Source organism: uncultured Pseudacidovorax sp. (assembly GCF_913773995.1).
Lineage (GTDB): Bacteria > Pseudomonadota > Gammaproteobacteria > Burkholderiales > Burkholderiaceae_C > Xenophilus.
Genome location: NZ_CAJYES010000226.1, coordinates 141,634 through 167,180 on the forward strand (window position 1 = coordinate 141,634; position 25,547 = coordinate 167,180).

At 70.5% G+C, this 25,547-nt stretch carries 23 protein-coding genes and 1 pseudogene; 18 read left to right on the top strand and 6 right to left on the bottom strand.

Annotated elements, in window-relative coordinates; all coding sequences use genetic code 11:
* Positions 1–37: 37 nt before the first annotated feature.
* The 16 genes and pseudogenes from QZ772_RS21410 (at position 38) to QZ772_RS21485 (ending at position 18,272) form a co-directional block, all read left to right on the top strand.
* A pseudogene (locus tag QZ772_RS21410) lies at positions 38–2,005 on the top strand (FUSC family protein).
* Between the two features lie 118 nt (positions 2,006–2,123).
* Positions 2,124–3,308, top strand: a complete 1,185-nt coding sequence (locus QZ772_RS21415; protein WP_295530732.1) for an acetyl-CoA C-acetyltransferase — start codon at positions 2,124–2,126, stop codon at positions 3,306–3,308.
* 131 nt (positions 3,309–3,439) lie between these two features.
* A complete protein-coding gene (locus QZ772_RS21420) occupies positions 3,440–4,288 on the top strand; it encodes an ABC transporter ATP-binding protein (RefSeq protein ID WP_295530735.1) in 849 nt (282 codons plus the stop codon).
* The gene (locus tag QZ772_RS21425; RefSeq protein WP_295530738.1) at positions 4,272–4,997 is read left to right on the top strand and encodes an ABC transporter ATP-binding protein; all 726 of its coding nucleotides are present in this window, start codon (positions 4,272–4,274) and stop codon (positions 4,995–4,997) included. The genes QZ772_RS21420 and QZ772_RS21425 overlap by 17 nt, the downstream gene beginning before the upstream one ends.
* 7 nt (positions 4,998–5,004) lie before the next feature.
* Positions 5,005–5,877 carry a branched-chain amino acid ABC transporter permease gene (locus QZ772_RS21430; protein ID WP_017761967.1) on the top strand — a complete coding sequence of 291 codons (873 nt, stop codon included), beginning with the start codon at positions 5,005–5,007 and terminating at the stop codon, positions 5,875–5,877.
* Positions 5,878–5,881: 4 nt separating this feature from the next.
* Complete coding sequence (locus QZ772_RS21435) at positions 5,882–6,889, top strand: branched-chain amino acid ABC transporter permease (RefSeq protein ID WP_295530741.1); 1,008 nt, start codon at positions 5,882–5,884, stop codon at positions 6,887–6,889.
* Positions 6,890–6,927: 38 nt separating this feature from the next.
* On the top strand, positions 6,928–7,752 hold the full coding sequence (locus tag QZ772_RS21440; protein ID WP_295530744.1) for an enoyl-CoA hydratase-related protein: 825 nt from the start codon (positions 6,928–6,930) through the stop codon (positions 7,750–7,752).
* Positions 7,753–7,884: 132 nt separating this feature from the next.
* Positions 7,885–9,099: an ABC transporter substrate-binding protein gene (locus QZ772_RS21445; RefSeq protein WP_295530747.1), complete on the top strand. Its 1,215-nt coding sequence runs from the start codon at positions 7,885–7,887 to the stop codon at positions 9,097–9,099.
* 37 nt (positions 9,100–9,136) lie between these two features.
* Positions 9,137–10,786 (top strand): long-chain-fatty-acid--CoA ligase, encoded by a 1,650-nt coding sequence (locus QZ772_RS21450; RefSeq protein WP_295530749.1) that lies wholly within the window; start codon positions 9,137–9,139, stop codon positions 10,784–10,786.
* Positions 10,787–10,815: 29 nt separating this feature from the next.
* Positions 10,816–11,697 carry a thioesterase family protein gene (locus QZ772_RS21455; protein WP_295530752.1) on the top strand — a complete coding sequence of 294 codons (882 nt, stop codon included), beginning with the start codon at positions 10,816–10,818 and terminating at the stop codon, positions 11,695–11,697.
* Between the two features lie 122 nt (positions 11,698–11,819).
* Positions 11,820–12,902 (top strand): CaiB/BaiF CoA-transferase family protein, encoded by a 1,083-nt coding sequence (locus QZ772_RS21460; RefSeq protein ID WP_295530755.1) that lies wholly within the window; start codon positions 11,820–11,822, stop codon positions 12,900–12,902.
* Between the two features lie 20 nt (positions 12,903–12,922).
* Entirely contained in the window at positions 12,923–14,485 is a 1,563-nt protein-coding gene (locus QZ772_RS21465; protein WP_295530759.1) for a long-chain fatty acid--CoA ligase, read from the top strand.
* Positions 14,486–14,534: 49 nt separating this feature from the next.
* Positions 14,535–15,716: an acyl-CoA dehydrogenase family protein gene (locus QZ772_RS21470; RefSeq protein WP_295530762.1), complete on the top strand. Its 1,182-nt coding sequence runs from the start codon at positions 14,535–14,537 to the stop codon at positions 15,714–15,716.
* Complete coding sequence (locus tag QZ772_RS21475) at positions 15,716–16,540, top strand: enoyl-CoA hydratase-related protein (RefSeq protein WP_295530765.1); 825 nt, start codon at positions 15,716–15,718, stop codon at positions 16,538–16,540. The genes QZ772_RS21470 and QZ772_RS21475 overlap by 1 nt, the downstream gene beginning before the upstream one ends.
* A complete protein-coding gene (locus tag QZ772_RS21480) occupies positions 16,537–17,427 on the top strand; it encodes an SDR family oxidoreductase (RefSeq protein ID WP_294366301.1) in 891 nt (296 codons plus the stop codon). The genes QZ772_RS21475 and QZ772_RS21480 overlap by 4 nt, the downstream gene beginning before the upstream one ends.
* Before the next feature lie 38 nt (positions 17,428–17,465).
* Positions 17,466–18,272 carry a crotonase/enoyl-CoA hydratase family protein gene (locus QZ772_RS21485; RefSeq protein WP_295530769.1) on the top strand — a complete coding sequence of 269 codons (807 nt, stop codon included), beginning with the start codon at positions 17,466–17,468 and terminating at the stop codon, positions 18,270–18,272.
* A gap of 62 nt (positions 18,273–18,334) precedes the next feature.
* Here the strand turns inward: QZ772_RS21485 and QZ772_RS21490 are convergent, their stop codons facing one another.
* Together QZ772_RS21490 and QZ772_RS21495 are read right to left on the bottom strand one after the other, a co-directional pair.
* Positions 18,335–18,538, bottom strand: a complete 204-nt coding sequence (locus QZ772_RS21490) for a hypothetical protein (RefSeq protein ID WP_295530773.1) — start codon at positions 18,536–18,538, stop codon at positions 18,335–18,337.
* Between the two features lie 47 nt (positions 18,539–18,585).
* The gene (locus QZ772_RS21495) at positions 18,586–19,413 is read right to left on the bottom strand and encodes a metallophosphoesterase (protein ID WP_295530776.1); all 828 of its coding nucleotides are present in this window, start codon (positions 19,411–19,413) and stop codon (positions 18,586–18,588) included.
* 179 nt (positions 19,414–19,592) lie between these two features.
* Here QZ772_RS21495 and QZ772_RS21500 point away from each other — a divergent pair, with 179 nt between their 5' ends.
* Positions 19,593–19,733 (top strand): hypothetical protein, encoded by a 141-nt coding sequence (locus QZ772_RS21500; protein ID WP_294366310.1) that lies wholly within the window; start codon positions 19,593–19,595, stop codon positions 19,731–19,733.
* A 66-nt stretch (positions 19,734–19,799) separates the two neighbouring features.
* Here QZ772_RS21500 and QZ772_RS21505 read toward each other — a convergent pair whose 3' ends face one another.
* Positions 19,800–20,783 (bottom strand): LysR family transcriptional regulator, encoded by a 984-nt coding sequence (locus tag QZ772_RS21505; protein ID WP_295530782.1) that lies wholly within the window; start codon positions 20,781–20,783, stop codon positions 19,800–19,802.
* Between the two features lie 116 nt (positions 20,784–20,899).
* Between QZ772_RS21505 and QZ772_RS21510 the strand changes: the two genes are divergently transcribed.
* Positions 20,900–21,406 (top strand): hypothetical protein, encoded by a 507-nt coding sequence (locus tag QZ772_RS21510; RefSeq protein WP_295530785.1) that lies wholly within the window; start codon positions 20,900–20,902, stop codon positions 21,404–21,406.
* A 286-nt stretch (positions 21,407–21,692) separates the two neighbouring features.
* Here QZ772_RS21510 and QZ772_RS21515 read toward each other — a convergent pair whose 3' ends face one another.
* The 3 genes from QZ772_RS21515 to QZ772_RS21525 form a co-directional block, all read right to left on the bottom strand.
* Positions 21,693–23,546 carry a phosphoenolpyruvate carboxykinase (GTP) gene (locus QZ772_RS21515; protein ID WP_295530788.1) on the bottom strand — a complete coding sequence of 618 codons (1,854 nt, stop codon included), beginning with the start codon at positions 23,544–23,546 and terminating at the stop codon, positions 21,693–21,695.
* Between the two features lie 209 nt (positions 23,547–23,755).
* Positions 23,756–23,908, bottom strand: a complete 153-nt coding sequence (locus tag QZ772_RS21520; RefSeq protein ID WP_295530791.1) for a hypothetical protein — start codon at positions 23,906–23,908, stop codon at positions 23,756–23,758.
* A gap of 378 nt (positions 23,909–24,286) precedes the next feature.
* Positions 24,287–25,492: a threonine ammonia-lyase gene (locus QZ772_RS21525; RefSeq protein ID WP_295530794.1), complete on the bottom strand. Its 1,206-nt coding sequence runs from the start codon at positions 25,490–25,492 to the stop codon at positions 24,287–24,289.
* Positions 25,493–25,547: the final 55 nt, after the last annotated feature.

Sequence of the window (25,547 nt, forward strand, 5' to 3'; positions counted from 1 at the left end):
GCCCGGAGGCAGTGCAGTGACGGCCCACCCGGCCGTTGTGGCCGGTGGCACCCCTTCCTTCGACCGCCTCGCGCGCCACCTCGGCTTCGAGCCCGCCCGCCTCGCCTTCACCCTGCGCACCGCGGCGGGTTCGGGCATGGCGCTGCTGCTGGCGGGCCTGCTGGGCCTGGAACATCCCCAATGGGCGGCCATGACCGTGTGGATCGCCGCACAGCCGCTGCGCGGCCACCTGATCGAGAAAAGCCTGTTCCGCCTTCTGGGCACGGCCGCCGGTGCCGCCTATGGCGTCGCGCTGGTGGCCCTGGGCCAGGGCTCGCCGGCGGTGCTGGTGCCCGGGCTGGCGCTGTGGGCGGGGCTATGCGCCGGCGCGGGCCAGCTGCTGCGCGGCTTTGCCAGCTACGGCACGCTGCTGGCCGGCTATTCGGCGGCAATGGTGGCGTTGCTCGACGCCAGCCATCCGACGCACATTGCTGCTTTCGGGCTGGACCGGCTGCTGACCATTGGCCTGGGCGTGGGGGTCGCGCTGGCCGTGAGCCTGCGCTTCGCGGCCCGGCCGCCGGCCGATGCGCTGCACCTTCGCACGCGCACGCTTTGCCTGGAGCGGCTGCGCGAACTGGCCGCCTGGGCGCGCACCGGGGCGCTGCCGGTGCACACGGCGCGCGACACCCAGTTGGCCGAACTGGCGCGGCTGGAGGAAGGGCTGGAACTGCAGGTCGCCGGCCGTCTCGACTCCCGCCGCGAGGTGCGCGCGCTGCGCCAGGCGCTGACCGCCCAGGTCGGCCTGCTGCTGTGGTGGCCCGGGGCCGAGCCGCTCGCACGCGCCGATGGCGCCGCGCTGGGCGATGCTCTGCAGGCCACGCTCGATGCCGCCGTCGCCGGCTGGCCGGTGGGTCCTTCGCTCCTTCAGGCCGCCGCGGTCGCCGAAGCGCAGGACGCCGAACTGGCTGCGGTGCTGCGTCGTCTCGGCGCGGCGGCCGTGAGCATCGAGAGCGCCGCAGCTTTGCCGACGCAACGCGGCGCCGCCAGCGGCCCTGCGTCCGGCGCACAGTCGCAGGCCACCTTCGAACCGACCGTCGTGCTGCACCGCGACTGGATCGCCGCCCGCGAGACTTTCCTGCGCTCCGTGCTCACGCTCGGCCTCATCGGGGCGCTGTGGCTGGCGACCGGCTGGGCCGCGGCCCCGCTGCTCATGCTGGGCGTGGCGGTGATGACCACACTCTTTTCCACCGCCGACGATCCGGCGCGGCTCATGCGCTCGGTCTTCTGCGGCCAGTTGCTCGGCGCCGCCGCGGCGCTGGCGGTGCAGGCCCTGCTCTGGCCGTGGGTGGACGGCGCGGCAGGGCGACTGCTGATGTGCCTGCCGCTGGTGCTGGCCGGCGCCTTCGTGCTGGCACATCCACGCACGGCGCGCTTCGGCTTCGACTTCAACCTCGTCGGCCTGCTGCTCCTGCAGCCCATGCATGCCCGGGCGTTCGCCTAGCCGACGGGACTGGCCGAGGCGGCCGCCGTGGTGGCCGGGCCGCTGGTGGCGCTGGCGGCCTTCCGCCTCGTCTTTCCGCCAGGCGGCCGGCGTCGCTATGCGCAGCTGTCGGCGCTGATGCGGGCGGAGGTCGCGGCCATGGCCGCACAGCCGCAGGCCTGGCAACGGGCTGCGGTGTGGCGGGCCCGCTTGCAGCACCGCGTGCTGCGTCTGGTCCGCTGCGCCGATGCGGTCGGCCTGGCTCCGGGGCGTGCCGCACGCGAAGGCCTGGCCGTGCTGGCCACCGGGCAGGCGGTGCTCGCGCTGGGGCAGATGCTGGCGCAGGATGCATGGCCCGACGCCGACCGCCGCCGCGCACAGACCTGGCAGCGTCGGCTGGCCCGGCCCGTGCGCAGTCCGGCACAGGCCCACCGCCGAGGCCGCCTGCTGGCGCGCGATGCGTTGCGGCTGGACCTCGCGCCCGCCGGGCCCCAGGTGGTGTCGGCGCTGCGGCACGCTGCCCGGGTGCTGGCGCGGGCGGCCTGAGGAGCCCCCGCGGTCCGCGGCCACCGAAATTCGTCGCTTCGGACGAGCGACGCCGCCGCCTTCGCCGCCCAGAATCCACGCGGACTTCCGACGAACCGCATTGGAGACTGTAGACACCATGGCAGAAGCATTCATCGTCGCCGCCACCCGCACCGCCGGCGGCAAGCGCGGCGGCCGACTCTCGGGCTGGCACCCGGTGGACCTCGCAGCACAGGTGATCGACGAACTGGTGCGCCGCGCCGATGCCGATCCGGCCCTGGTCGAGGACGTGATCATGGGCTGCGTCAGCCAGGTGGGCCAGCAGGCCACCAACGTGGCGCGCAATGCGGTGCTGGCCTCGTCGCTGCCCGAGTCGGTGCCGGGCACCTCGGTCGACCGGCAATGCGGCTCCTCGCAGCAGGCGCTGCATTTCGCGGCCCAGGCCGTGATGAGCGGCAGCATGGACGTGGTGATCGCCGCCGGTGTGGAGAGCATGTCGCGCGTGCCCATGTTCACGCCCAACGCCCTGCCGCTGAAGGCGGGCCTGGGCGGCTACATGAGCCCGGCCATGCAGAAGCGCTACCCCGGCGTGGAGTTCAGCCAGTTCATGGGCGCCGAGATGATGGCCAAGAAGTACGGCCTCTCGAAGGAGCAGCTCGACGTCTACGCGCTGCAGAGCCACCAGCGCGCCGTGGCTGCGACGAACGAGGGCCGCTTCGCCAGGGAGATCCTGGCGGTCGAGGCCCGCAGCGCCGAAGGCGGCGCCGAGGGCGAGGGCCAGCCGCACATGGTGGACGAGGGCATCCGCTTCAACGCCACGCTGGAGGGCATCGCCGGCGTCAAGCTGATCCAGGAGGGCGGCCGCTGCACCGCGGCCACCGCCAGCCAGATCTGCGACGGCGCCACCGGCGTGATGGTGGTCAACGAGCGCGGCCTCAAGGCGCTGGGCGTCAAGCCGCTCGCGCGCATCCACCACATGACCATGATCGGCCACGACCCGGTGATCATGCTGGAGGCCCCCATCCCCGCCACGCAGCGCGCGCTGCAGAAGGCCGGCATGAAGATCGACGACATCGACCTGTTCGAGGTCAACGAGGCCTTCGCCCCCGTGCCCCTGGCCTGGCTGCAGGTGACGGGCGCCGATCCGGCGCGCCTGAACGTCAATGGCGGCGCCATCGCACTGGGCCATCCGCTGGGCGCCTCGGGCACCAAGCTGATGACCACGCTCGTCCATGCCCTGCACGACCGGGGTGGCCGCTACGGCCTGCAGACCATGTGCGAGGGCGGCGGCATGGCCAACGTCACCATCGTCGAGCGGCTCTGAGCCGCGGCCAGGACATCACCACGGGCGATGTACGCCCGGTGACCCGAGACTGTTCAGGCTGAGCCTGTCGAAGCCCGGGTGCGGACCAGCGCGCGCCGGCCCTTCCATCACAACACCAGGGCAGGACTTCCATGACCCAGGACTTCGGAGACAGACACGCCGCCGCCGCCGTACCCCTGCTGCGCATCGAGGGGCTGTCGGTGCGCTTCGGTGGCATCGTGGCGCTCGACGGCGTGGGCTTCGACGTGGCCGCCGGCCAAGTCTGCGGACTGATCGGGCCCAATGGTGCGGGCAAGAGCACGCTGTTCAACTGCCTCTCGCGCCTGTACGGCTGGCAGGCCGGGCGCATCGAATTCGCCGGCCGCGCGCTGGACACGCTGCCGCGCCACCGCATGGCGGCGCTGGGCATCGGCCGTACCTTCCAGAACCTGGCGCTTTTCGCAAGCATGACGGTGCGCGAGAACGTGCGCGTGGGCACGCACACCCGCCAGCATGCGGGCTTCCTGCGCGACGCGCTGCGCCTGCCCGGCGTGCGGCGGCTGGAGGAAGAGGCCGAGACGCGCACCGACGAATGCATCGCCCTGCTCGACCTGGGCGCCGTGGCCGGCCGCCGCGTGGCCGACCTGCCCTTCGGCACCCAGAAGCGGGTGGAGCTGGCACGCGCGCTGGCGGCGCGCCCCCGGCTGCTGCTGCTGGACGAGCCCGCCTGCGGCCTCAACCACGAGGAGCTGGAGGGCCTGGGCGACCTGATCCTTTCGCTGCGTGCGCGGCTGGGCCTGACGGTGCTGCTGGTGGAGCACCACATGGGCCTGGTCATGCGGGTGAGCGACAAGGTGGTCGCGCTCAACTTCGGCCGCAAGATCGCCGAGGGCACGCCCAAGGCGGTGCGCAGCCATCCCGAGGTGATCCGCGCCTACCTGGGCGACGACGGTGCCGCCGAGCCGGCCCTGGAGGTGCGCCAGCATGCCCGCGCTGCTTGAACTGCGCGGCGTGCATGCCGCCTACGGCCCCACCGCCGTGCTGCACGGCATCGACCTGGACGTGCCCGAAGGCCGCGTCACGGCGCTGCTGGGCGCCAACGGCGCGGGCAAGACGACGCTGCTGCGCGCCGTCTGCCGGCACATGGTCTCGGTGCGCGGCGAGGTGCGGCTGGCCGGCGAGCGCATCGACGGCCGCAGCACCGAGCAGATCGCCCGCCTGGGCGTGGGCCATGTGCCCGACGGCCGCGGCACCTTCGCGCACCTGACGGCCGAGGAGAACCTGCGCCTGGGCGCCCAGGCCCGGCCGCGCCATCCGGGCCGCGCGGCCATGGCCGAGGCGCTGGAACGCATCTATGCCTACTTTCCGCGGCTGAAGGAGCGGCGGGCGCAGCAGGCCGGCACCCTCTCCGGCGGCGAGCAGCAGATGCTGGCCATCGGCCGCGCCCTGATGGGCGAGCCGCGCCTACTGCTGCTGGACGAGCCCTCCTTCGGCCTGGCGCCGCTGGTGGTGCGCGACATCTTCGCCATCATGCGGCGCATCAACCGGGAGCAGCGCATGGCCATCCTGCTGGTGGAGCAGAACGCGCGCCTGGCGCTGGAACTGGCCGACACCGCCTACCTGCTGGAGACGGGCCGCATCGTGCTGCACGGCACGAGCGACGAGGTGGGCCGCAACGACGCGGTGCGCCGCGCCTACCTGGGAGGCTGACCACACCATGGACGCATTCCTGCATCAGCTCTTCGCCGGCCTGGCCACCGGCGGCATCTATGCCACCGTCGCGCTGGCGCTGGTGATGATCTACCAGGCCACGCACCACATCAATTTCGCCCAGGGCGAGATGGCAATGTTCTCCACCTTCATCGCCTGGTCGCTGATGCAGGCGGGGCTGCCGTACTGGGTGGCCTTCTTCGCCACGGTGGCGCTGTCCTTCGTGGTGGGCGCGGCGGTGGAGTTCGCCATCATCCGGCCGATGCACAAGGCCACCGACCTGGCGCAGGTGGTGGTCTTCATCGGGCTGCTGGTGGTGTTCCACAGCCTGGCGGGCTGGCTCTTCGGCTACACGATCAAGGAGTTCCCCAGCCCCTTTCCCAAGGACGCCTGGTACGCCAGCGCACTGATGTCCGCGCACGAGGTGGGCGCCATCGCCGTGGCGCTCGCCATCGTGGCGCTGCTCTTCGGCTTCTTCCGCCTCACGCCGCTGGGCCTGGCCATGCGGGCCGCGGCGCAGAACCCGGCCTCGTCGCGGCTGGTGGGCATCTCGGTGGGCCGCATGCTGATGCTGGGCTGGGGCCTGGCCGGCGCCATCGGCGCGGTGGCCGGGATGATGGTGGCGCCGGTGGTCTTCCTCGACCCGCACATGATGACCGGCGTGCTGCTCTATGCCTTTGCCGGCGCGCTGCTGGGCGGCATCGACAACCCGGTGGGCGCGGTGGTGGGCGGCTTCCTGGTGGGCGTGCTGGAGAACCTGATGGGCAGCTACGTGGTGGGCACCGAGCTCAAGCTCTCGGTGGCGCTGGTGCTGATCGTGGGCGTGCTCATCGTCCGCCCGGCCGGCCTGATGGGCCGGCGCATCGTCAAAAGGGTCTGACCGCATGTCCACCCTGCTCACCTCCGATGCCGTGCCGCTGAAGGCGGCGCCCACGCGCCGGCGGCTCTCGCCTTCGTCCGTCTTCGCGCTGACGTTGATCGTGGCCGGTGTGGCGCTGGCCTTCATCGCGCAGGGCTACCAGCTCTTCCAGGCCACCATGGTGCTGGCCTATGCGGTGGCGCTGGTGGGGCTGAACATCCTCACCGGCTACAACGGCCAGATCTCGCTGGGCCATGGCGCCTTCTACGCCATCGGCGCCTATGCGGCCGGCATCCTCATGGACCGCGGCGGCGTGCCCTACTGGCTGGCGGTGCCGGTTGCTGGCGCCGTGAGCCTGGGGGTGGGTTACCTCTTCGGGCGACCGGCGCTCAAGCTCGAAGGCCTGTACCTGGCGCTGGCCACCTTCGCGCTCGGCGTGGCCATGCCGCAGCTGCTCAAGTACAAGCACCTGGAGGCGTGGACCGGCGGCGTGGGCGGCATCGTGCTGACCAAGCCCGAGGCGCCCTGGGGCCTGCCGCTGGATGCCGACCAGTGGTTCTACCTCTACGCGCTGGCCGTGGCGGTGCTGCTGTTCTGGGGCGCGCGCAACCTGATCGACAGCGGCAGCGGGCTGGCGCTGCGGGCCATTCGCGACCACGGCGTGGCGGCCGAGGCCATGGGCGTGAACAACGCGCATGCCAAGTCCATGGCCTTTGCCGTCTCCGCCGGCTACACCGGCGTGGGCGGTGCGCTGGCGGCCATCGCGGTGCAGTTCGTGGCGCCGGACTCCTTCACCTTCTTCCTGTCCATCTCGCTGCTGGTGGGAATCGTGGTGGGCGGCGTGGGCACGCTGTGGGGGGCGCTGTTCGGTGCGCTGTTCATCCTCTTCGTGCCGGGGCTGGCCGAGCAGGTGTCCAAGTCCGCGCCCTGGGCCGTGTATGGCGTGGTACTGATCCTCTTCATGTTCGTGATGCCCGGCGGGGTGATGGGGCTGCTGCACCGGCTGCGGGCCAGATTCGCGCGCCGTGGCTGAGCCCTCTTTGCTGACCTTCAATGCCCAAGGAAAACCGCATGACCGCCGACACCGACACCGTGCTCCGACTGCACCGCCATGACGAGGTGGCGGTGCTCACGCTGTGCAACACCGCCCGCCTCAACCCGCTGGGCATAGGCCTGCAGCAGCAGTTGCGTGCGCGGCTGGCCGAGCTGGCGACCGATGCCGGCGTGCGCGCCCTGGTGCTCACCGGTGAGGGCAAGGGCTTCTGCGTGGGCGCCGATCTGCAGTCCATGGGCGGCGTGCCGGCCCGCGACGAGCGCACGCTGGGCGCGCACACGGCGGACACCATGCATGCGCTGTCCAACCGGCTCATCCTCGACCTGCAGACCCTCCCCATGCCGGTGGTCTGCGCCGTCAACGGTGCGGCGGCGGGCGCCGGTGCGGGCCTGGCGCTGGCGGGCGACTTCACGCTCATGGCCCGCTCGGCCTACTTCTTCCTGCCCTTCCTGCCGCGGCTGGGCATCGTGCCCGACCTGGGCACCACCTGGTTCATCGAGCGCCGGCTGGGCCGCGCACGGGCCATGGGCCTGGCGCTGCTGGGCGAGCGCCTGTCGGCCCAGCAGGCGCTGGACTGGGGCCTGGTGTGGGGCTGCGCGGACGATGCCGCGCTGCAGGAAGAGGCGCTCGCCCTCGCCCGCCGTCTGGCCCGCCTGCCCGCCCATGCCGCGATGGAGGCGCGGCGCGCCCTCGACGCCGCGGCCACCGGCAGCCTGGCCGACCAGTTGCACTACGAGGCCGAGCGCCAGCGCGAACTGATCGATGGCGCCGCCTTCGCCGAAGGCGTGCGCGCCTTCGTGCAGAAGCGCGACCCTGTGTTCCCGCCCCGCAGCGCCGGCTGATTCCCCATGCGCCCGCCCAATCGTCGGAACCGACGATGGGCACCGGCAGAGGCGATTCCTACCATCGCCTCGCGACCCCGCACCAAGGCCCACACCACACAGAACGGGCCGACGACAAACCAGGAGACAACCATGCGCCTTTCCATCGCACGCGGCCTGGGGGCCGCGCTTGCCACCTTCTCGCTGCTGGCCCTGGCGCCTGCCGCGCAGGCCCAGAAGAAGTACGACACCGTGGCCAGCGACAGCGAGATCAAGGTCGGCAACTTCGTGCCCTACTCCGGCCCGGCATCCGCCTACGGCACCATCGGCAAGACCCATGCGGCCTACTTCGCCAAGCTCAATGCCGAGGGCGGCATCAATGGCCGCAAGATCACCTACCTGTCGGCCGACGATGCCTACAACCCGGCGCAGAGCGTGGAGCAGACGCGCAAGCTGGTCGAGCGCGACGGCGTGCTGCTGATGTTCGGCGCGCTCGGCACCTCGCACAACCAGGCCGTGCAGCGCTACATGAACCAGCGCAAGGTGCCGCAGCTGTTCGTCTCCACCGGCGCCACGCGCTGGGGCGACCCCAAGAACTTCCCATGGACCATGGGCTGGCAGCCCACCTACCAGCTCGAAGGCGCGATCTTCGCGCGCCACATCATGGCCACCCGGCCCAATGCCAAGGTCGGCATCCTGATGCAGAACGACGACTTCGGGAAGGACTACCTCAAGGGCGTGATGGACGGCTTCGGCGACAAGGCCAAGCAGTTCATCGTGAGTCAACAGACCTACGAGGTGACGGACCCGACGGTGGACAGCCAGATGGTCGCGCTCAAGGGCTCGGGCGCCGACACCTTCATCAACATCACGACGCCCAAGTTCGCGGCCCAGTCTATCCGCAAGGCCGCCGACATCGGCTGGAAGCCGGCCCACTACCTGGTGAGCGTGTCGCTGTCGATCAGCTCCGTCATCAAGCCGGCCGGTGCCGACAACGCGCAGGGCATCATCACCGCCACCTACCTGCGCGAGCCCTCGGACCCGAGCAACCAGGGCACGCGCGAGCTGGCCGACTACCTGGCCTTCATGAAGCAGTACTACCCGGCGGGCGACCCGAACGACTCGCTCAACGTCATCGGCTACTCGCAGGCCCAGACGCTGGCCGAGGTGCTGCGCCGCTGCGGCGACGACCTGACCCGCGCCAACGTCATGAAGCAGGCGGCGAGCCTGAAGATGGCCCCGCCCATGCTCTACCCGGGCATCACGCTCAGCACCGGCGCCGACGACTTCTTCCCCATCAAGAAGATGCAGCCGGTGCGCTTCGATGGCACGCGCTACGTGCCCTTCGGCGAGCTGCTCGGCAGCTGAGGCCACCGCACCGCCACCGCATCCAGGAGACACCCCCATGCCCGAACCCCTCTTCGGCCTGATGCAGGACCGCCCGCTGCTGATCTCGTCGCTCATCGAGCATGCGGCGCGCTTCCATCCGCGCACCGAGATCGTCTCGCGCCTGCCCGAGGGCGGCACGCACCGCACCGACTGGCTGGGCGTGCGCAATGCCGCCTGCCGCATCGCCAACGCGCTGCAGTCTCTGGGCATCCAGCGCGGCGAACGGGTGGCCACGCTGGCCTGGAACAGCTGGCGCCACCTGGCGCTGTACTTCGGCGTCTCGGGCACGGGCGCCGTGCTGCACACCGTCAACCCGCGGCTCTTTCTGGAGCAGATCGAGTACATCGCCAACCATGCCGAGGACCGCGTGCTGTTCTTCGACGTGACCTTCGCGCCGCTGGTGCAGAAGCTGGCACCGAAGCTCAAGACGGTGAAGACCTACGTCTGCATGAGCTCGCGCGAGCACATGCCTGCGCTGGATCTGCCCGACCTGCGCTGCTGGGACGAGCTGCTCGCCGCCCAGAGCGAGCAGTACGACTGGCCCGACTTCGACGAGCGCACCGCCTCTTCGCTCTGCTACACGTCCGGCACCACCGGCAATCCCAAGGGTGTGCTCTATTCGCACCGCTCGACCATGCTGCACACGCTGATGGAGCTGGCGCCCGACACCTTCGGCATCAGCTCGCGCGAGACGGTGATGCTGATCGTGCCCATGTTCCATGCCAACGGCTGGGGCACGCCCTATGCGGCGGCCATGGTGGGCACGCGGCTGGTGTTTCCGGGGCCGCACATGGACGGCGAGAGCGTCTACACGCTGATGAAGGACGAGCGGGTCACCTTCTCGCAGGGCGTGCCCACCGTGTGGCTGATGCTCTTCCAGTACCTGGACGCGCACCCCGAGATCGACCCGCGCGCGCTCGGCGTCAAGATGATCGGCATCGGCGGCGCCGCCGTGCCGCGCGCCATGCTGGAGCGCTTCGAGAAGCAGTTCGGCGCCCAGGTGGTGCAGGGCTGGGGCATGACCGAAACCAGCCCCATCGGCGTCATCAGCAAGCTGCTGCCCAAGCACGACAGCGTGGCCGAGGACGAGCTGGTCAAGGTCAAGCTCAAGCAGGGCCGCGGCGTGTGGGGCGTGGACCTCAAGCTGGTCGACGACATGGGCGAGGTGCAGCCCTGGGACGGCCAGTCGCGCGGCCACCTGCGCGTGCGGGGCCCGTGGATCGCCTCGGGCTATTTCAAGGGCGAGGGCGGATCGCCGATGGACGACGAGGGCTACTTCAGCACCGGCGACGTGGCCACCATCGACACCGACGGCTACCTGCAGCTGGTGGACCGGGCCAAGGACGTGATCAAGTCCGGCGGCGAGTGGATCTCGTCCATCGACGTCGAGAACGCGGCCATGGGCCATCCGGGCGTGGCCGAGGCGGCCATCATCGGCGTGGCCCATCCCAAGTGGCAGGAGCGCCCGCTGCTGCTGGTGGTGCCGCGCGCGGGCCATCAGCCCAGCAAGGAATCGGTGCTCGACTTCCTGTCGACCCGCATCGCCAAGTGGTGGCTGCCCGACGACGTGGTCGTGGTGCCCGAGCTGCCCCACACCGCCACCGGCAAGCTGCTCAAGACGCGGCTGCGCGAGCAGTACCGCGACTACCGGCTGCCCACGGCATGAGCGGTGTTGCCGCCCCTCCTCACGAAGCCATGCGCCGCCAGGGCTGGCGCCAGGCGCGCGAGGCCTACGGCTGGCATACGACCCTGGCGCCGAGGCATGCCGACCTGGACCTGCTGCGGCACCTGAACAATGCCGCGGTGATCGGCCTGCACATCGAGGCGCGCGTCCGCTGGCTCGATGCGGTGCTGCCGCAGCCTGCGGGCGATGGTCTGCGCCTGCGACCCGCCGGGCTGTGGACGGACTTCCTGGCCGAGGGCACCTATCCCGAGGCGCTGGAGGCTGGCGTGGCGCTGCTGTGTGTCGATGCCGAGGCGGCCCACATCGCCACGGCCCTCTTCCAGCAGGGCCGCTGCATCGGCCTGCAGCACACCGAGCTGGCGGCCTGGCAGGACGGCGAGCGCGTGCCGCTGCCCGCGGCGCTCGTGCAGCAGCTGCGCCTGCACGAACAGCCGCGCCCCTTGCCCGCGGAGGTGCATGCGGCCTTCGGTGCGCCCGCCACCCAGGCCATCGAGGAGCTGCTGGCCACCCGGTATGCCGATGTCGACGCCGAAGGACTGCTGTCGGACGTGGCACTGGCCCGCTACCTGGAGCACGGCCGCTCCCGCTGGTGGCTGGATGGCGGCGCCGATCCCAGCCGGCTGCCGCTCACGGGCGGCGTCGACGTGATGGTGGCCCACATCGCCTTGCGCGTGCACCGCGCCACCCCGGTGCCGGTCACCTGGCGCCTGCGCACCGGCGTACAGGCGCTCGGTCGCAGTTCGGTGGCGCTGCGCTGCCGCCTGTTCGATGGCGCAGCACTGCAGGCCGACAGCGAAGCCGTGTTGGTCGCCATCGATCCCGCCACGCACCGGCCCGCGCCGCTGCCCGACGCGGTGCGCGCACGCTGGTCGGCGCTGCTGCCGGCCGCCTGAAGCGCGACGCGGCACTTTCGTCCGTTCCGACGATTCCGGCTGCGGCGCCGGCTGCGCCATGATCGGGCCAGGGACCGGCGAACATGCCGGCCCGCGCCATGCACACACAAGGAGACAACGCGATGGCAGGTCCGCTCCACGGCGTCCGGGTGGTCGAGTTCGCCGGCCTGGGCCCCGGCCCCTTCTGCGCCATGCTGCTGGCCGACCTGGGCGCGGAGGTGCTGCGCATCGTCCGCCCCGGCGTCGCGCCCGATCCGCAGGACATCACCACCCGCAGCCGTCGCCAGGTGGCCATCGACCTGCGCGGCCCCGACGGCCAGGCGGCGGCGCTGGCCCTCATCGACAAGGCCGACCTGCTGGTGGAGGGCTTTCGCCCCGGCGTGATGGAGCGCCTGGGCCTGGGCCCCGACGACTGCCTGGCCCGCAACCCGCGGCTGGTCTACGGCCGCATGACCGGCTGGGGGCAGCACGGTCCGCTGGCCAAGGCGGCCGGGCACGACATCAACTACATCGCCATCAGCGGCGCGCTGCATGCCATCGGCCGCGCGGGCGAGGCGCCGGTTCCGCCGCTCAACTACGTGGGCGACTTCGGCGGCGGCGGCATGCTGCTGGCCGTGGGCCTGCTGGCCGCGCTGCACGAGGCCGGCCGCAGCGGACGCGGGCAGGTCATCGATGCGGCGATGACCGACGGCACGGCGCTGCTGTCGGCCTTCATGTACGGCTTCAAGGCCAAGGGCCAGTGGAGCAACCAGCGCGGCGAGAACATGCTGGACGGTGGCGCCCATTTCTACGACACCTATGCCTGCGCCGACGGCAGGTACGTGGCCATCGGCGCCATCGAGCCGCAGTTCTATGCCGAGTTGCGCGAGCGCTGCGGCATCCACGATCCGCTCTTCGATGGCCAGATGGACCCGGCCCGCTGGCCCTTGCTCAAGCTGCGGCTGGCCGACGTGTTCCGCACCCGCACGCGGGACGAATGGTGCGCGCTGCTCGAAGGCACCGACGCCTGCTTCGCCCCGGTGCTGGACTGGGACGAGGCGCCGCAGCATGCCCACAACCGTGCGCGCGGCACCTTCACCGAGGTCGACGGCGTGGTGCAGCCGGCGCCCGCGCCGCGCTTCTCGCGCAGCACGCCCACCGAGCCCGCCGCACCGCAGGCCGCCAGCCTGGACGAGGTGCTGGCCGCCTGGGGCGCGAAGGTCTGACGGCCCCGGAGCGGACGGCCATGACGATGTCCCTCAGCCAATCCATCCACAAGGGCCGGCGCGAGAAGGCGGACGAGACCGCGGCCATCTGCGGCGACGAGCGCCGCAGCTGGGCCGAGCTTGCCGGCCGCATCGAGCGCCTGGCCGGCGCGCTGGCCGCGCTGGGCGTGGCGCCGGGCGACCGCGTGGGCATGATGGCCCTCAACTCGGTGCGCTACCTGGAGTACTTCTACGGCTGCTGGTGGACGGGCGCCGTGGTCAACCCGGTCAACATCCGCTGGAATCCGCACGAGGTCGCCTATTCGCTGGACGACTGCGACACCCGCGTGCTGATCGTGGACGATGCCTTCGCCCCGCTGGTGCCGCAGCTGCGCCAGCTGTCGCGCAGCCTGCGCACGGTGATCTTCTGCGGCCGCGGCACGCCGCCCGAGGGCGCGCTGGGCTACGAAGCCCTGCTGGCCGAGGCCGCGCCGCGCGACGACCTGCGGCGTGGCGGCACCGACCTGGCCGCCGTCATGTACACCGGCGGCACCACGGGCCGGCCCAAGGGCGTGATGCTGGGCCATGACAACCTCTACATCAATGCCCTGTCGAACGCGAGCGCGGTGCCGCGCGTGGGCGTGCAGGTGGGGCTGGTCGTCTCGCCCATGTTCCATGTGGCGGGCTGCGGGCTGTCGCTGCTGATGGCGCAGCGGCTGGTGCCGCAGGTCATCGTGCCGGCCTTCGACGAGGTGGCCATCATGGCGGCGGTGCAGGCGCACCGGGCCAACGAGATGTTCCTGGTGCCCACCATGATCAAGCGGCTGATCGAGCATCCGCGCTTCGCCGACTTCGACCTCTCCAGCCTCAAGCTGATGCTCTACGGCGCCGCGCCCATCGACGCGACGCTGCTGGCGCAGGCCATGGCTGCCCTGCCCGGCGCCGACTTCGCCCAGGCCTACGGCATGACCGAGCTGGCGCCCACCGTGGTCACCCTCGGCCCCGAGGAGCACCGCCCCGGCCCGCAGCGCGAGCGCCTGCTGCGCGCCGCCGGCCGGCCGGTGCCCATCGCCGAGGTGCGCATCGTCGACGGCGAGGGCCGCGAACTGCCGGCCGGCGAGGTGGGCGAGATCACCGCCCGCGGCCCCATGGTGATGCAGGGCTACTGGAACAAGCCGGCCGAGACGGACGCGGCGCTGCGCGACGGCTGGATGCACACCGGCGACATGGGCCGGATGGACGCCGACGGCTACCTCTTCGTGGTCGACCGGCTCAAGGACATGATCGTCAGCGGTGGCGAGAACGTGTATTCGGCCGAGGTGGAGAACGCCATCGCCCAGCTGCCGCAGGTGTCGATGTGCGCCGTCATCGGCGTACCCGACGAGCGCTGGGGCGAGCGCGTGCATGCGGTGCTGGTGCTGCGCGAGGGCCAGTCGCTGGACGAGGCCGAGGTCATCGCCCATTGCCGCGCGCACATCGCCGGCTACAAGTGCCCGCGCTCGGTGGAGTTCCGCGCCGCGCTGCCGCTGTCGGCCGCCGGCAAGCTGCAGAAGTTCGAGCTGCGCGCGCCTTTCTGGGAAGGCCGCAGCCGCAACGTCAATTGACCGACCGCGCAGCCCGGCGCGGCCGGCTGCGCACGACAAGGAGACAGACATGCCCCTGAACCTGAGGCGCTCCTGGAGCAACGAGGAGCTGGAGGCGCTGCGCGACACCGCGGTGCGTTTCATCGAATCCGAGATGCAGCCGCAGGACGAAGCGGCGCGCAAACGCGGCCATGTCGGCCATGCGCTCTGGCGCCGCGCCGGCGAACTGGGCCTGCTGTGCACCGACATCCCCGAGGACTACGCCGGCGGTGGCGGCGACTTCCGGCACGAGGCGGTGATCTACGAAGAGATGGCACGCCGCGGCCTTTCCGGCATGAGCAATTCGGTGCATTCCATCGTCGCGCACTACTTCCTCAACCACGGCACCGAGGCGCAGAAGCGCAAGTACCTGCCGCGCATGGCCCGCGGCGAACTGATCGGCGCCATCGCCATGACCGAGCCCGGCGCCGGCTCGGACCTGCAGGGCATCCGCACCCGGGCCGAGCGTCAGGGCGACCACTACGTGCTCAATGGCAGCAAGACCTTCATCACCAACGGCTTCCTGGCCGGCGTGATCCTGGTCGTGTGCAAGACCGACCCCACGCAGGGCGCGCGCGGCACTTCGATCCTGATCGTGGAGACCGATGCGGCGCCGGCGGGTGACGACGCGCCCGGCATGCGGCGCGAGGGCTTCCGCGTGGGCCGCGTGCTCGACAAGATGGGCATGAAGGCCCAGGACACCTCGGAGCTCTTCTTCGACAACGTGGTGGTGCCGGCCGACAGCCTGCTGGGCGCCCAGGAGGGCCAGGGCTTCTATCAGCTGATGGGCGACCTGCCCTACGAGCGGCTGATCATCGGCGTCAGTGCCGTGGCCTGCATGGAGGGCGCCTATGCCGCGACGCTGGACTATGTGCGCGAGCGCAAGGCCTTCGGCAAGCCCATCGCCGAGATGCAGAACACCAAATTCAAGCTGGCCGAGGTGGCCACGCAGATCATGGTGGGCCGTGCCTTCATGGACCGCTGCGTGGAGCAGATCGTGGCTGGCGAGCTGGACACGGCCACCGCCTCCATGGCCAAGCTGTGGGGCTCGGAGGCCCAGGGCCGCGTGCTCGACGAGCTGGTGCAGCTGCACGGCGGCTACGGCTTCATGAACGAATACCTGGTCACGCGCATGTATGCCGACGCACGGGTGCAGCGCATCTACGGCGGCACCAGCGAGATCATGAAGGAAGTCATCTCGCGGGCGCTGTGATGACGACGCCCGCCGCCGACGATGTGCTGCAGGTGCGCGAGGAAGCCGGCGTTGCCTGGCTCACGCTCCACCGGCCCGAGCGCCTGAACGCGCTGGACGACACGCTGGTGCTGGCGCTGCGCCAGTACTTCCAGGGACTGACGCTGCAGTCCGCCGCCCGCGTGGTGGTGCTGCGCGGCGCGGGCCGCGCCTTCTGCGCCGGGCTGGACTTGCAGGCGCTGGACCTCGACCACATGCCCGATGCCGCCACCATGCTCCAGCGCCAGCGAGGCATCCGCGACATCATGGTCGCGATGCGGCGCTGCCCGCAGCCCATCGTGAGCCTGGTGCAGGGCGCGGCCAGCGGCGGCGGCTTCGCGCTGGCGCTGGCCTCCGACATCCGGCTGGCTACGCCCGACGCCCGCATGAACGCCGCCTTCATTCGCATCGGCCTGTCGGCCTGCGATGTGGGCGTGAGCTACTTCCTGCCGCGCATGGTCGGCAGTTCGGTGGCCGCCGAATACCTGCTGACCGGTCGCTTCATCGACGCGCAGCGCGCGCAGCAACTGGGCCTGGTCAGCCGCGTGGGCCCCATGGACGAGATCGAGGCCGAGGCGCGCAGCCTGTGCGCCGACATGCTGCGTGCCACGCCGCTGGGCCTGGCCCTCACCAAGGACGCGCTGGGCCATGCGGTGGACGCCGCCAGCCTGGAGGCGGCCATGGCCCTCGAAGACCGCAACCAGGTGCTGTGCACCCAGACGCCCGACTTCCAGGAGGGCGTGCGCGCCTTCCTGGCGCGGCGCGAACCGCGCTACGGCGCTTCCTTCCAAAGCCCTCTTCCATGACCCTCGACGACCTCATGTACAAGCCCGGCCTGCTGGCCGGCGAACGCATCCTCGTGACCGGCGGCGGCACCGGCCTGGGCCGCGTCATGGCCGAGGCCTTCCTGATGCTCGGCGCCGACGTCTACCTCTGCGGCCGGCGCGGCCCGGTGGTGGAAGAGACCGCACGCGAGCTGATGGCGGCCCACGGCGGCAAGGCGGCCGGCCATGCCTGCGACGTGCGGCAGCCTGACGCCATCGAGGCCATGCTCGACGCCATCTGGGCCGACGGCGGGCCGCTCACCGGCCTGGTCAACAACGCGGCCGGCAATTTCGTCAGCCGCACCGAGGACCTGTCGATGCGCGCCTTCGACGCCGTGGCCAACATCGTCATGCGCGGCAGCTTCAACATGACGCTGGAATGCGGCCGGCGCTGGCTGGCGGCCGGACAGCGCGGCAGCGTGCTGTCCATCCTCACCACCTGGGTGTGGAACGGCTCCGCCTTCACCGTGCCTTCGGCCATGGCCAAGTCCGGTGTGCATGCGATGACCCAGTCGCTGGCGGTGGAATGGGGCAACCGCGGCATCCGCTGCAACGCCATTGCGCCGGGGCTCTTCCCCACCGAGGGCATGAGCGCGCGCCTCAATCCGCAAGGCGGGGAGCACAAGCCCGAGGGCAATCCCATGCAGCGCGCCGGCCGCATGCCCGAGCTGGCCAACCTGGCGGTCTTCCTGATGAGCCGGCAGGCCGAGTACCTCACGGGACAGACGATTGCCATCGATGGCGGGCAATATCAGGCCACCGGCGGCAACTTCGCCAGCCTGGCCGCCTGGGGCGATGACGACTGGGCGAAGGCGCGCGAGTCCATCGCCTCGCGCAACGCGGCCGACCGCGCCCAGCGCACGGCCTGAGATCCGGCCGCCGGGCTTTGCACAGGAGACTTTTTTCGATGACTTCCCCCACCCGTGTGCGGATCGACATGGACGGCGGCGTGGCCGAGGTGACGCTCGCCCGCCCCGACAAGATGAATGCGCTCGACCCCGCCATGTTCGACGCGCTGCTGGACGCCCTGGCACAACTGCAGGCCGAGCCGGGCCTGCGCGCCGTGGTCCTGCATGGGGAGGGCCGCGCCTTCTGTGCCGGGCTGGACATGGGCAGCATGGCCGGCATGGCGGGCGGCGAAGCCGCCGGTGGTTTCACCGACCTGCTGCCGCGCACCCATGGCATCGCCAACCGCTTCCAGCAGGTCTGCTGGGGCTGGCAGGAGCTGCCGGTGCCCGTCATCGCCGCGGTGCACGGTGTGGCCTATGGTGGAGGCCTGCAGCTCGCGGCCGGGGCGGACATCCGCCTGGTGGCGGTCGATGCGCGGCTGTCGGTGCTGGAGATCAAGTGGGGCTTGGTGCCCGACATGGCGGGCTGCGCACTGCTGGCACCGCTGGTGCGTGGCGACCACCTGCGGGAGCTGGTCTACACCGGCCGCGTGATCGATGGCGCCGAAGCCGCTGCGCTGGGCCTGGCGACGCGGGTCAGCGCCGATCCGCTGGCCGAGGCCCGGACGCTGGCGCGGCAGATCGCCGCCAGCAGCCCCAGCGCCATCCGTGCGGCCAAGCGGCTGATGCGCCTGACGGCCCATGCCACGCCCGAGGAACTGCTGCTCGCCGAAGCCCGGGAGCAGCAGGCGCTCATCGGCAGCCCGAATCAGAGGGAGGCAGTGCGCGCGGGGATGGAGAAGCGGCCGGCGAAGTACGAGGACTGACCCATCTTCCCGCTTCGCGGCACAGCGCTTCCCGCCCGATCCGCGGGGTGGCGCCCCGCCGCTCAGCGGCCCGACTTGTTGCGCACGCCGCTGACGCCGGCGTCGATGGTGCCGAACACCTCCACACCGCTGCCGCCCGTGGATGCGGTACTGCCGCCGCTGCCCGCACCGTTGCTCGCGCAGCCGGAGCCGAGGGCGGCAAGGCCCAGCATCAGTGCCAGGGTGAGGGCGGCGCGCCGGGCGCCGGGGACGAATCGAGGGGTCATCGGACGGTTCCTTGGATGAGGGTGGCCGGCATTGAGTGCCGGGCTCTTCAGGGTCGACTCCGCGGCTGCGCCGGCAGTTCCACGCAGCCCAGCGGCAGGAAGCCGGCCTGTTCGCCCTTTTCTTCATAGCCGCGCGGATTGGCGACCACGCGGCAGCCTGACTTCACGTAATCGAAGGCGCAGTGCAGGTGGCCGTGCATCCAGACATCGGCCAGCGGCAGCAACTCGTCCAGCGCATTGCAAAAGCCGGCCGTGCCCGGCGCCAGCCCATAGCGCGGATCGGCGCTGGCCAGCGAGGGCGCGAAGTGAGTGATGGCTACCGTCACACCGTCGAAGGGCTGGGACAGCGCCTCCCGCAGCCAGTCCTGACAGGCCAGGGCCTGCGCGCGCAGCTCGGCCGCCATGAAAGGCTGGCCGCCGCGCGTGGTGGCGGCCTTGGCCAGGTAGAAATCGGCGGCGCGCATGGCCTTGCCGCGCTTGTGAACGTGGGCGACGGTGTCATCCTGCGGCGTCGCCAGGGCGTCGAAGTCGGCCCAGAGCGTGGTGCCGACGAAGCGCACACCCTGGTGCACATGCGTCTCGCGCTCCAGCCAGACGATGCCGAGCGTCTCGCAGTGCTCGCGCAGACGGGCATGGGTCTCGTCGAAATCCAGGCCGTCGTATTCATGGTTGCCAGGCACGTAGATCACCGGCACCGGCCAGCCCCGCTTCGGGGAAAAGCGGCCCAGGCCGAAATCCCGGTCCGTCAGCTGCGAGCCGCGCTGGTAGGAGCCCACGTCCCCGGCAAGCACCAGCAGTTCGGCGCCGGGCGCGGGCTGGGCGACGAATTCGGGATAGGTCTCGAGGTGCAGGTCCGACAGCAGCTGGATCTTCATGCGCACCAGTGTAGAAATTCACAGCCCATGTCGCGGTCGCGGCGGCGCCATGCGCGGAATGCATGGAGATGGGGTTGTGAAAACTAGGGAAAACCCTATTCTTCTACCCATACTTACACACACGCGGCGTGGAGCCGCGAAACATCATGTCTTCCCTGTTCACTTTCTGGTCCCGCTGGATGCAACCGACCGCCGCCCCCGTGCCCGCCAGCCCGGCCGCCGATCTCTTCGAATCGGCCGACGCCATGGCCGGCCTGGACCCGCACCACGCGCAGGAACTGCGCGAAGCCGCTTCCGCCTGGCTGCGCGTCGTCCGCTGAGGTGTCGTCCGGCTGGCGCGAGATCAACGGCAACCCGGGCGCCGGCGGGCCCTGGCCGCAAGTGATTCAGGCGCGCGGCAGCACGTATTCCGCCAACGTGCGGGCAAAGGCGTCGCCCGCCGCCCTCACGATCAGGTCGCGCAGCCACGCATGACCCGGCGCCGCCTGCATGCGCCGGTGCCACAGCGCATCCACATGCACCAGCGGCAGGGTGAGCGGCAACTCACGCACGACCAGCCCGTCGCTGACGCCGGTGCTGCTCACGAAATGACGCGGCAGCACCGTCAGCAGGTCCGAATCGGCAACCACCTTGCCGGCCGTGAAGAACTGGTTCACCGTCAACACGATGCGCCGGCGACGGCCGATGGCCTCCAGTGCCTCGTCGACGAAGCCCCAGGGCCGTCCGGAAAAGCTCACCAGCAGGTGGCGCGCGGCGCAGAAGGTGTCCAGCGTCAGTTCCTGCGCGGCCAGCGGATGGCCGCTGCGCATCACGCACACATAGCGCCCCACGTACAGGCGGTGCGACTCGAAGGCCACGGCTTCGCCGGCCTGGGTGCGGGCCGTCAGGTCGGCCATCACCGCCGGAAAGTGGCCGATGGCCATGTCGGCCGATTCCTGGTCGAGCAGCGACCGCGGATCGCGGGTGTTCAGCGGCACCACCCGAAGCGAGATGCCGGGCGCCTCCGCCTCCAGCAGTCGCACGGCGCCGGGGATCAGCTCGGTGGCAGTGGCATCGGCCATGGCCAGCACGAAGCTGTCGTCCGCCTGCGCCGGCTCGAAGGCCGTGGGCGCGATGGCGTGCTGGATGTGACGCAGCGCGTCGCGGACCACCGGCCACAGCGCCAGGGCCCGCGGCGTGGGCTCGACACCGCTGCCGGCGCGGTGCACCAACTCGTCGCCCAGCGTCTCGCGCAGGCGGCGCAGGGCATTGCTCACCGCGGGCTGGGTCAGCGAGAGATTGCGCGCGGCGCGGGTGAGGCTGCGCTCGGCCATCACTTCATCGAAGACGCGCAACAGATTCAGGTCGAGGGTACGGAAGTTGACGTTCATCATTCCAGTGAATGAAGGGCATCACCACTATAAAGTGGAAGAGTACTGGGGCAAACCCTAATATTCAGCCCATCGGCACTGTTGCCCACCGTTTTCTTCCCTAGGAGGGGATTGCCATGACCACCTTCGTCCACGTCGACCAACCCGTCTCGCACCCCGGCGTCCGCCGCGCCGAGGAAACCGCCGCCTACTTCCGCGGTGCCGGCCGCAGCTTCAAGGCCCGCGGCGGCGCGCTCATGATGGTCGTCGCCGCCCTGCTGGCCGCTACGCTGGTGGTGGCCGAGCGCTTCGTCGCCGAGATCACCGACGGCAGCCTGCTGGCCGCCTGGATGGTGCTCTGGGCCCTGGTGTTCGGTGGCCTGTCGCTGTACGCCGCCGGCGCAGCGCAGAGCCTGGCCATCGGCCTGGTCGAGCGCTGGAACAGCCTGCAGCGCGCTCAGGCCGCTGCCCGCGCCGACGAGCGCTTCCTGGCCGCCGCGCACCGCGACACCCGCATCATGAACGACCTGCAGGCGGCCATCACCCGCGCCGAGTCGGTCTCGTCGGTCGACAGCGCCGTGCCCGCCCAGACCAAGATGCGCGTGCACCAGGCCACCGCCAGCCACCTGGCCCGCTACTACTGAGCGCAGCCTGGCTCGCCACCCCGGAAGGCTGCAAGCGCCCACGAAAAAAACCGCCCTCGGGCGGTTTTTTTGCGTCTGCGGCTCGCACAGGGCCGGATGCGCTGGCTGCGGGACCGCGTGGCTGCGGGCGCAGACACGCACGTCGGGCAACAGAATCCAAAGGCCGCGGAGCAGGCCATGCCAGGGCACCCGCGGAACTGGCTTTGCCAGGCCGCTGGGTGCCCCCCCTCCAAGCCGAAGGCGCAAGGGAGGGGGGAGCCGCGAAGCGGCATGGGGGGTGCTTATTTCAAGCCGCCAGGCGCTGCTCGATGGCCGCCTTGGTCTGCGGCAGCTCTTCCGGCAGATGGTGCGCCAGTTGCTCGAACAGCTCGGTGTGCAGCTTCAGTTCGGCCTGCCAGGCGGCCTTGTCGATGCTGGTCACCTTGTCGAACTCTTCGCGGCTGAAGTTCAGGCCAGTCCAGTTCAGGTCTTCGTAGCGCGGGCTCACGCCGAAGACGTGCTCGTCGCCCTGGCCCTGGCCTTCGATGCGGTCGATCATCCACTTGAGCACGCGCATGTTCTCGCCGTAGCCGGGCCAGACGAACTTGCCGTCGTCGCCCTTGCGGAACCAGTTGGTGGTGTAGATGTGCGGCAGCTTGGCGCCCGAGGCCTGCAGCTTCTTGCCCAGGTCCAGCCAGTGCTGGAAGTAGTCGCTCATGTTGTAGCCCATGAAGGGCAGCATGGCGAAGGGATCGCGGCGCACCACGCCCTGCTGGCCGGCGGCGGCGGCGGTGGTCTCGCTGCCCATGGTGGCGGCCATGTAGACGCCTTCGGTCCAGTTGCGGGCCTCGGTCACCAGCGGCACCGTGGTGGAGCGGCGGCCGCCGAAGATGAAGGCGTCGATCTTCACGCCCTTGGGGTCGTCCCAGGCCTCGTCCAGCGCCGGGTTGTTGGTCGCGGCCACGGTGAAGCGGGCATTGGGATGGGCGGCCTTGGCGCCGGTCTCGCGGGCGATCTGCGGCGTCCAGTCCTTGCCCTGCCAGTCGATCAGGTGCGCGGGCATCGCCTTGCCGGGGGCGTCGGCCTCCATGCCTTCCCACCACACGTCGCCGTCGTCGGTCAGCGCGACGTTCGTGAAGATCACGTTCTTGTCGAGGCTGGCCATGCAGTTGGGGTTGGTCTTGAAGTTGGTGCCCGGTGCCACGCCGAAGTAGCCCGCCTCGGGGTTGATGGCGCGCAGGCTGCCGTCGGCCTGGGGCTTGATCCAGGCGATGTCGTCGCCGATGGTCGTGACCTTCCAGCCCTCGAAGCCGGCCGGCGGCACGAGCATCGAGAAGTTGGTCTTGCCGCAGGCGCTGGGGAAGGCGGCGGCCACGTGGTACTTCTTGCCCTCGGGGCTGGTCACGCCCAGGATCAGCATGTGCTCGGCCAGCCAGCCTTCGTCGCGGCCCATGTTGGAGGCGATGCGCAGGGCGAAGCACTTCTTGCCCAGCAGCGCGTTGCCGCCGTAGCCCGAGCCGTACGACCAGATCTCGCGGGTGGCGGGGTAGTGGACGATGTACTTGGTCTTGTTGCAGGGCCAGGCCACGTCCTTCTGCCCCGGCTGCAGCGGCGCGCCCACGGTGTGCACGCAGGGCACGAACTCGCCCTCGGCGCCCAGTACCTCGTACACGGCGCGGCCCATGCGGGTCATGATCTTCATGTTCACGGCCACGTACGGGCTGTCGGACAGCTCGATGCCGATGTGGGCGATCGGCGAGCCCAGCGGGCCCATGCTGAAGGGCACCACATACATGGTGCGGCCCTTCATGCAGCCGTCGAACAGCGGCTGCAGCGTGGTGCGCATCTCGGCCGGGGCCATCCAGTTGTTGGTGGGGCCGGCGTCTTCCTTCTTCTCGCTGCAGATGAAGGTGCGGTCCTCGACGCGGGCGACGTCGCTCGGGTCGGAGCAGGCGAGGAAGGAGCCGGGCCGTTTGGCCGCGTTCAGGCGCTTGAAGGTGCCGGCCTCGACCAGCTGGTTGCACAGCGCGTCGTATTCTTCCTGGCTGCCGTCGCACCAGTGGATGCGCTCGGGCTTGCACAGGGCCGCCATCTCGGCCACCCAGGCGACGAGCTTGGGATTCTTGACGTAGTCGGGGGCCTGCAGATTGCTGGGACTCATGGTGAACTCCTGAAAAGAAAACTGTCTTTTCGAACGACGCTCGTCGCGGTACGCGCGGCGTGAACGTCGTTGGAGAAAACGTCTTCGGTCAGGGAATTCGCGGTCGACGCGGGCGACGGAAGCGGGCGCGCATCAGGCCGGCACGTCCGTCGAAGGCATGAAGAAATCCGGCGTGGCACTCAGGCCGGACTCATGCACACCGTCTGGTCTCAGGCCAGGTACACCGCGATCGAAGCCAGCAGCAGCATCAGGACGCCGCCGGCGATGGGCAGCACGATCGGCATCAGCGGAACGATGCTTTCCACCGCGTCTTTCTCGACGAGGGCGTCGTGGCCGGGCTCGACGGGCGTGGGAGTGGACATGGGCGAGTGTCTCTTTATGAAGCGGACAAGCGCGAGATGTTAACAAGCCGCCCTTGTCCCGGGAAAGCCAGTCGGACTCGGGGTTTCTCCTGCCGATGCGCTCTGGCAGTGGGTTTGCGCTGTCCCGACGCCGACGCCGCTCCCGCTGCGGGAAGCGGCAAAGACGCGCGGCACGGCGCTGGCGGGGGATCCGCGGCGTCGGCCGGCTCTTCCTCTAGGGATGCTCTTCACGAATCGAGCGGCAAGTGGGCGCTGCGGATCGGGATGAGATGCAAGGCGCAAAGCGCAGCAATAGCCCGGCTATCGCGAGCATTTGCAACGATGCGGATCGCCCGATTCCGCAGATGCCCACGGCGCGCGCATTCGTGGAGAGCATCCCTAGCGCTTTTCCTCCGCCTGGAAGCCGGCGTTGCGCAGCGCCTCGATCACCGAAGCCAGGTGGGCCCGCCCCCGAGTCTGCAGCACCAATTCGATGTCCACGTTCTGCGCTGCCAGCAGCGTGAAGGCGCGCTGATGATGCACTTCGTCGATGTTGGCGCCGGCCTCCGCCACGGTGGCCGTGATGCGGGCCAGCATGCCAGGCACGTCACGCGCGCTCACCGTCAGGCGCGCCAGGCGGCCGGCGCGCACCATGCCGCGTTCGATGATCGCGGCCAGCAGCAGCGGGTCGATGTTGCCGCCCGAGAGCACCAGGCCCACCTTGCGGCCGCGGAAGCGTTCCGGATGCCGAATCAGCGCGGCCAGCCCGGCGGCGCCTGCGCCCTCCACCAGCGTCTTTTCGATCTCCAGCAGCATCAGCACCGACTGCTCGATGTCGCCCTCGTCCACCAGCACCAGGTCGTCCACCATCGACGCGATGATCTCGCGGGTTCGCTCGCCGGGCGTGCCCACGGCGATGCCTTCGGCGATGGTGCTGGTGCCGGCGATGTGCTGCGTGCCCTTCACGGCGTTGACCATGGCCGGGAAGCGCGCGGTCTGCACGCCCACGATCTGCAGGCCGGGGCGGCGGGCCCGGCCCACCACCGTCATGCCCGCCAGCAGCCCGCCGCCGCCCACGGAGACGACCAGCGTGTCCAGCTCGGGCACGTCCTCCAGCATCTCCAGCGCCACCGTGCCCTGGCCCGCGATGATGGCGTCGTCGTCGTAGGGATGCACGAAGGCCAGACCGTCTCGCTCGGCCAGCTCGTAGGCATGGGCGCGCGCCGCCTCCAGCGAATCGCCGAACAGCACCACATTCGCGCCGAAGCCGCGCGTGCGCTCGATCTTCACGCCCGGCGTGAAGCGCGGCATGACGATGGTGGCGGGAATGCCCAGGCGCTGCGCGTGGTAGGCCACGCCCTGCGCGTGGTTGCCGGCCGACATGGCGATCACGCCCTTGGGCGGCACGTCGGCCGCAGCCAGCTGCGCCATGATGTTGCAGGCGCCTCGCTCCTTGAAGGAGGCGGTGAACTGCAGGTTCTCGAACTTGAGGAAGACCTGCGCGCCGACGATGTCGGAGAGGGTGCGCGATTCCACGCAGGGTGTGCGCAGCACCTGCCCTTCCAGGCGCTGGGCGGCGGCTTCGATGTCTTGGAGGGAGACCATGACCGGCATTGTGGCGCCGCCGCGCACGCCGGCGTCGGCCGGACGCGCGCCTGCG

Bases quoted from the DNA above. Each gene is read 5' to 3' on its own strand.
- QZ772_RS21465 (WP_295530759.1), top strand. From the start codon at position 12,923: ATGACGATGTCCCTCAGCCAATCCATCCACAAGGGCCGGCGCGAGAAG.
- QZ772_RS21490 (WP_295530773.1), bottom strand. From the start codon at position 18,538: ATGACCCCTCGATTCGTCCCCGGCGCCCGGCGCGCCGCCCTCACCCTG.
- QZ772_RS21525 (WP_295530794.1), bottom strand. From the start codon at position 25,492: ATGGTCTCCCTCCAAGACATCGAAGCCGCCGCCCAGCGCCTGGAAGGG.
- QZ772_RS21480 (WP_294366301.1), top strand. From the start codon at position 16,537: ATGACCCTCGACGACCTCATGTACAAGCCCGGCCTGCTGGCCGGCGAA.
- QZ772_RS21515 (WP_295530788.1), bottom strand. From the start codon at position 23,546: ATGAGTCCCAGCAATCTGCAGGCCCCCGACTACGTCAAGAATCCCAAG.
- QZ772_RS21455 (WP_295530752.1), top strand. From the start codon at position 10,816: ATGCGCCGCCAGGGCTGGCGCCAGGCGCGCGAGGCCTACGGCTGGCAT.
- QZ772_RS21520 (WP_295530791.1), bottom strand. From the start codon at position 23,908: ATGTCCACTCCCACGCCCGTCGAGCCCGGCCACGACGCCCTCGTCGAG.
- QZ772_RS21450 (WP_295530749.1), top strand. From the start codon at position 9,137: ATGCCCGAACCCCTCTTCGGCCTGATGCAGGACCGCCCGCTGCTGATC.
- QZ772_RS21495 (WP_295530776.1), bottom strand. From the start codon at position 19,413: ATGAAGATCCAGCTGCTGTCGGACCTGCACCTCGAGACCTATCCCGAA.
- QZ772_RS21475 (WP_295530765.1), top strand. From the start codon at position 15,716: ATGACGACGCCCGCCGCCGACGATGTGCTGCAGGTGCGCGAGGAAGCC.
- QZ772_RS21440 (WP_295530744.1), top strand. From the start codon at position 6,928: ATGACCGCCGACACCGACACCGTGCTCCGACTGCACCGCCATGACGAG.
- QZ772_RS21485 (WP_295530769.1), top strand. From the start codon at position 17,466: ATGACTTCCCCCACCCGTGTGCGGATCGACATGGACGGCGGCGTGGCC.
- QZ772_RS21460 (WP_295530755.1), top strand. From the start codon at position 11,820: ATGGCAGGTCCGCTCCACGGCGTCCGGGTGGTCGAGTTCGCCGGCCTG.
- QZ772_RS21510 (WP_295530785.1), top strand. From the start codon at position 20,900: ATGACCACCTTCGTCCACGTCGACCAACCCGTCTCGCACCCCGGCGTC.
- QZ772_RS21420 (WP_295530735.1), top strand. From the start codon at position 3,440: ATGACCCAGGACTTCGGAGACAGACACGCCGCCGCCGCCGTACCCCTG.
- QZ772_RS21430 (WP_017761967.1), top strand. From the start codon at position 5,005: ATGGACGCATTCCTGCATCAGCTCTTCGCCGGCCTGGCCACCGGCGGC.
- QZ772_RS21445 (WP_295530747.1), top strand. From the start codon at position 7,885: ATGCGCCTTTCCATCGCACGCGGCCTGGGGGCCGCGCTTGCCACCTTC.
- QZ772_RS21500 (WP_294366310.1), top strand. From the start codon at position 19,593: ATGCAACCGACCGCCGCCCCCGTGCCCGCCAGCCCGGCCGCCGATCTC.
- QZ772_RS21425 (WP_295530738.1), top strand. From the start codon at position 4,272: ATGCCCGCGCTGCTTGAACTGCGCGGCGTGCATGCCGCCTACGGCCCC.
- QZ772_RS21415 (WP_295530732.1), top strand. From the start codon at position 2,124: ATGGCAGAAGCATTCATCGTCGCCGCCACCCGCACCGCCGGCGGCAAG.
- QZ772_RS21505 (WP_295530782.1), bottom strand. From the start codon at position 20,783: ATGAACGTCAACTTCCGTACCCTCGACCTGAATCTGTTGCGCGTCTTC.
- QZ772_RS21435 (WP_295530741.1), top strand. From the start codon at position 5,882: ATGTCCACCCTGCTCACCTCCGATGCCGTGCCGCTGAAGGCGGCGCCC.
- QZ772_RS21470 (WP_295530762.1), top strand. From the start codon at position 14,535: ATGCCCCTGAACCTGAGGCGCTCCTGGAGCAACGAGGAGCTGGAGGCG.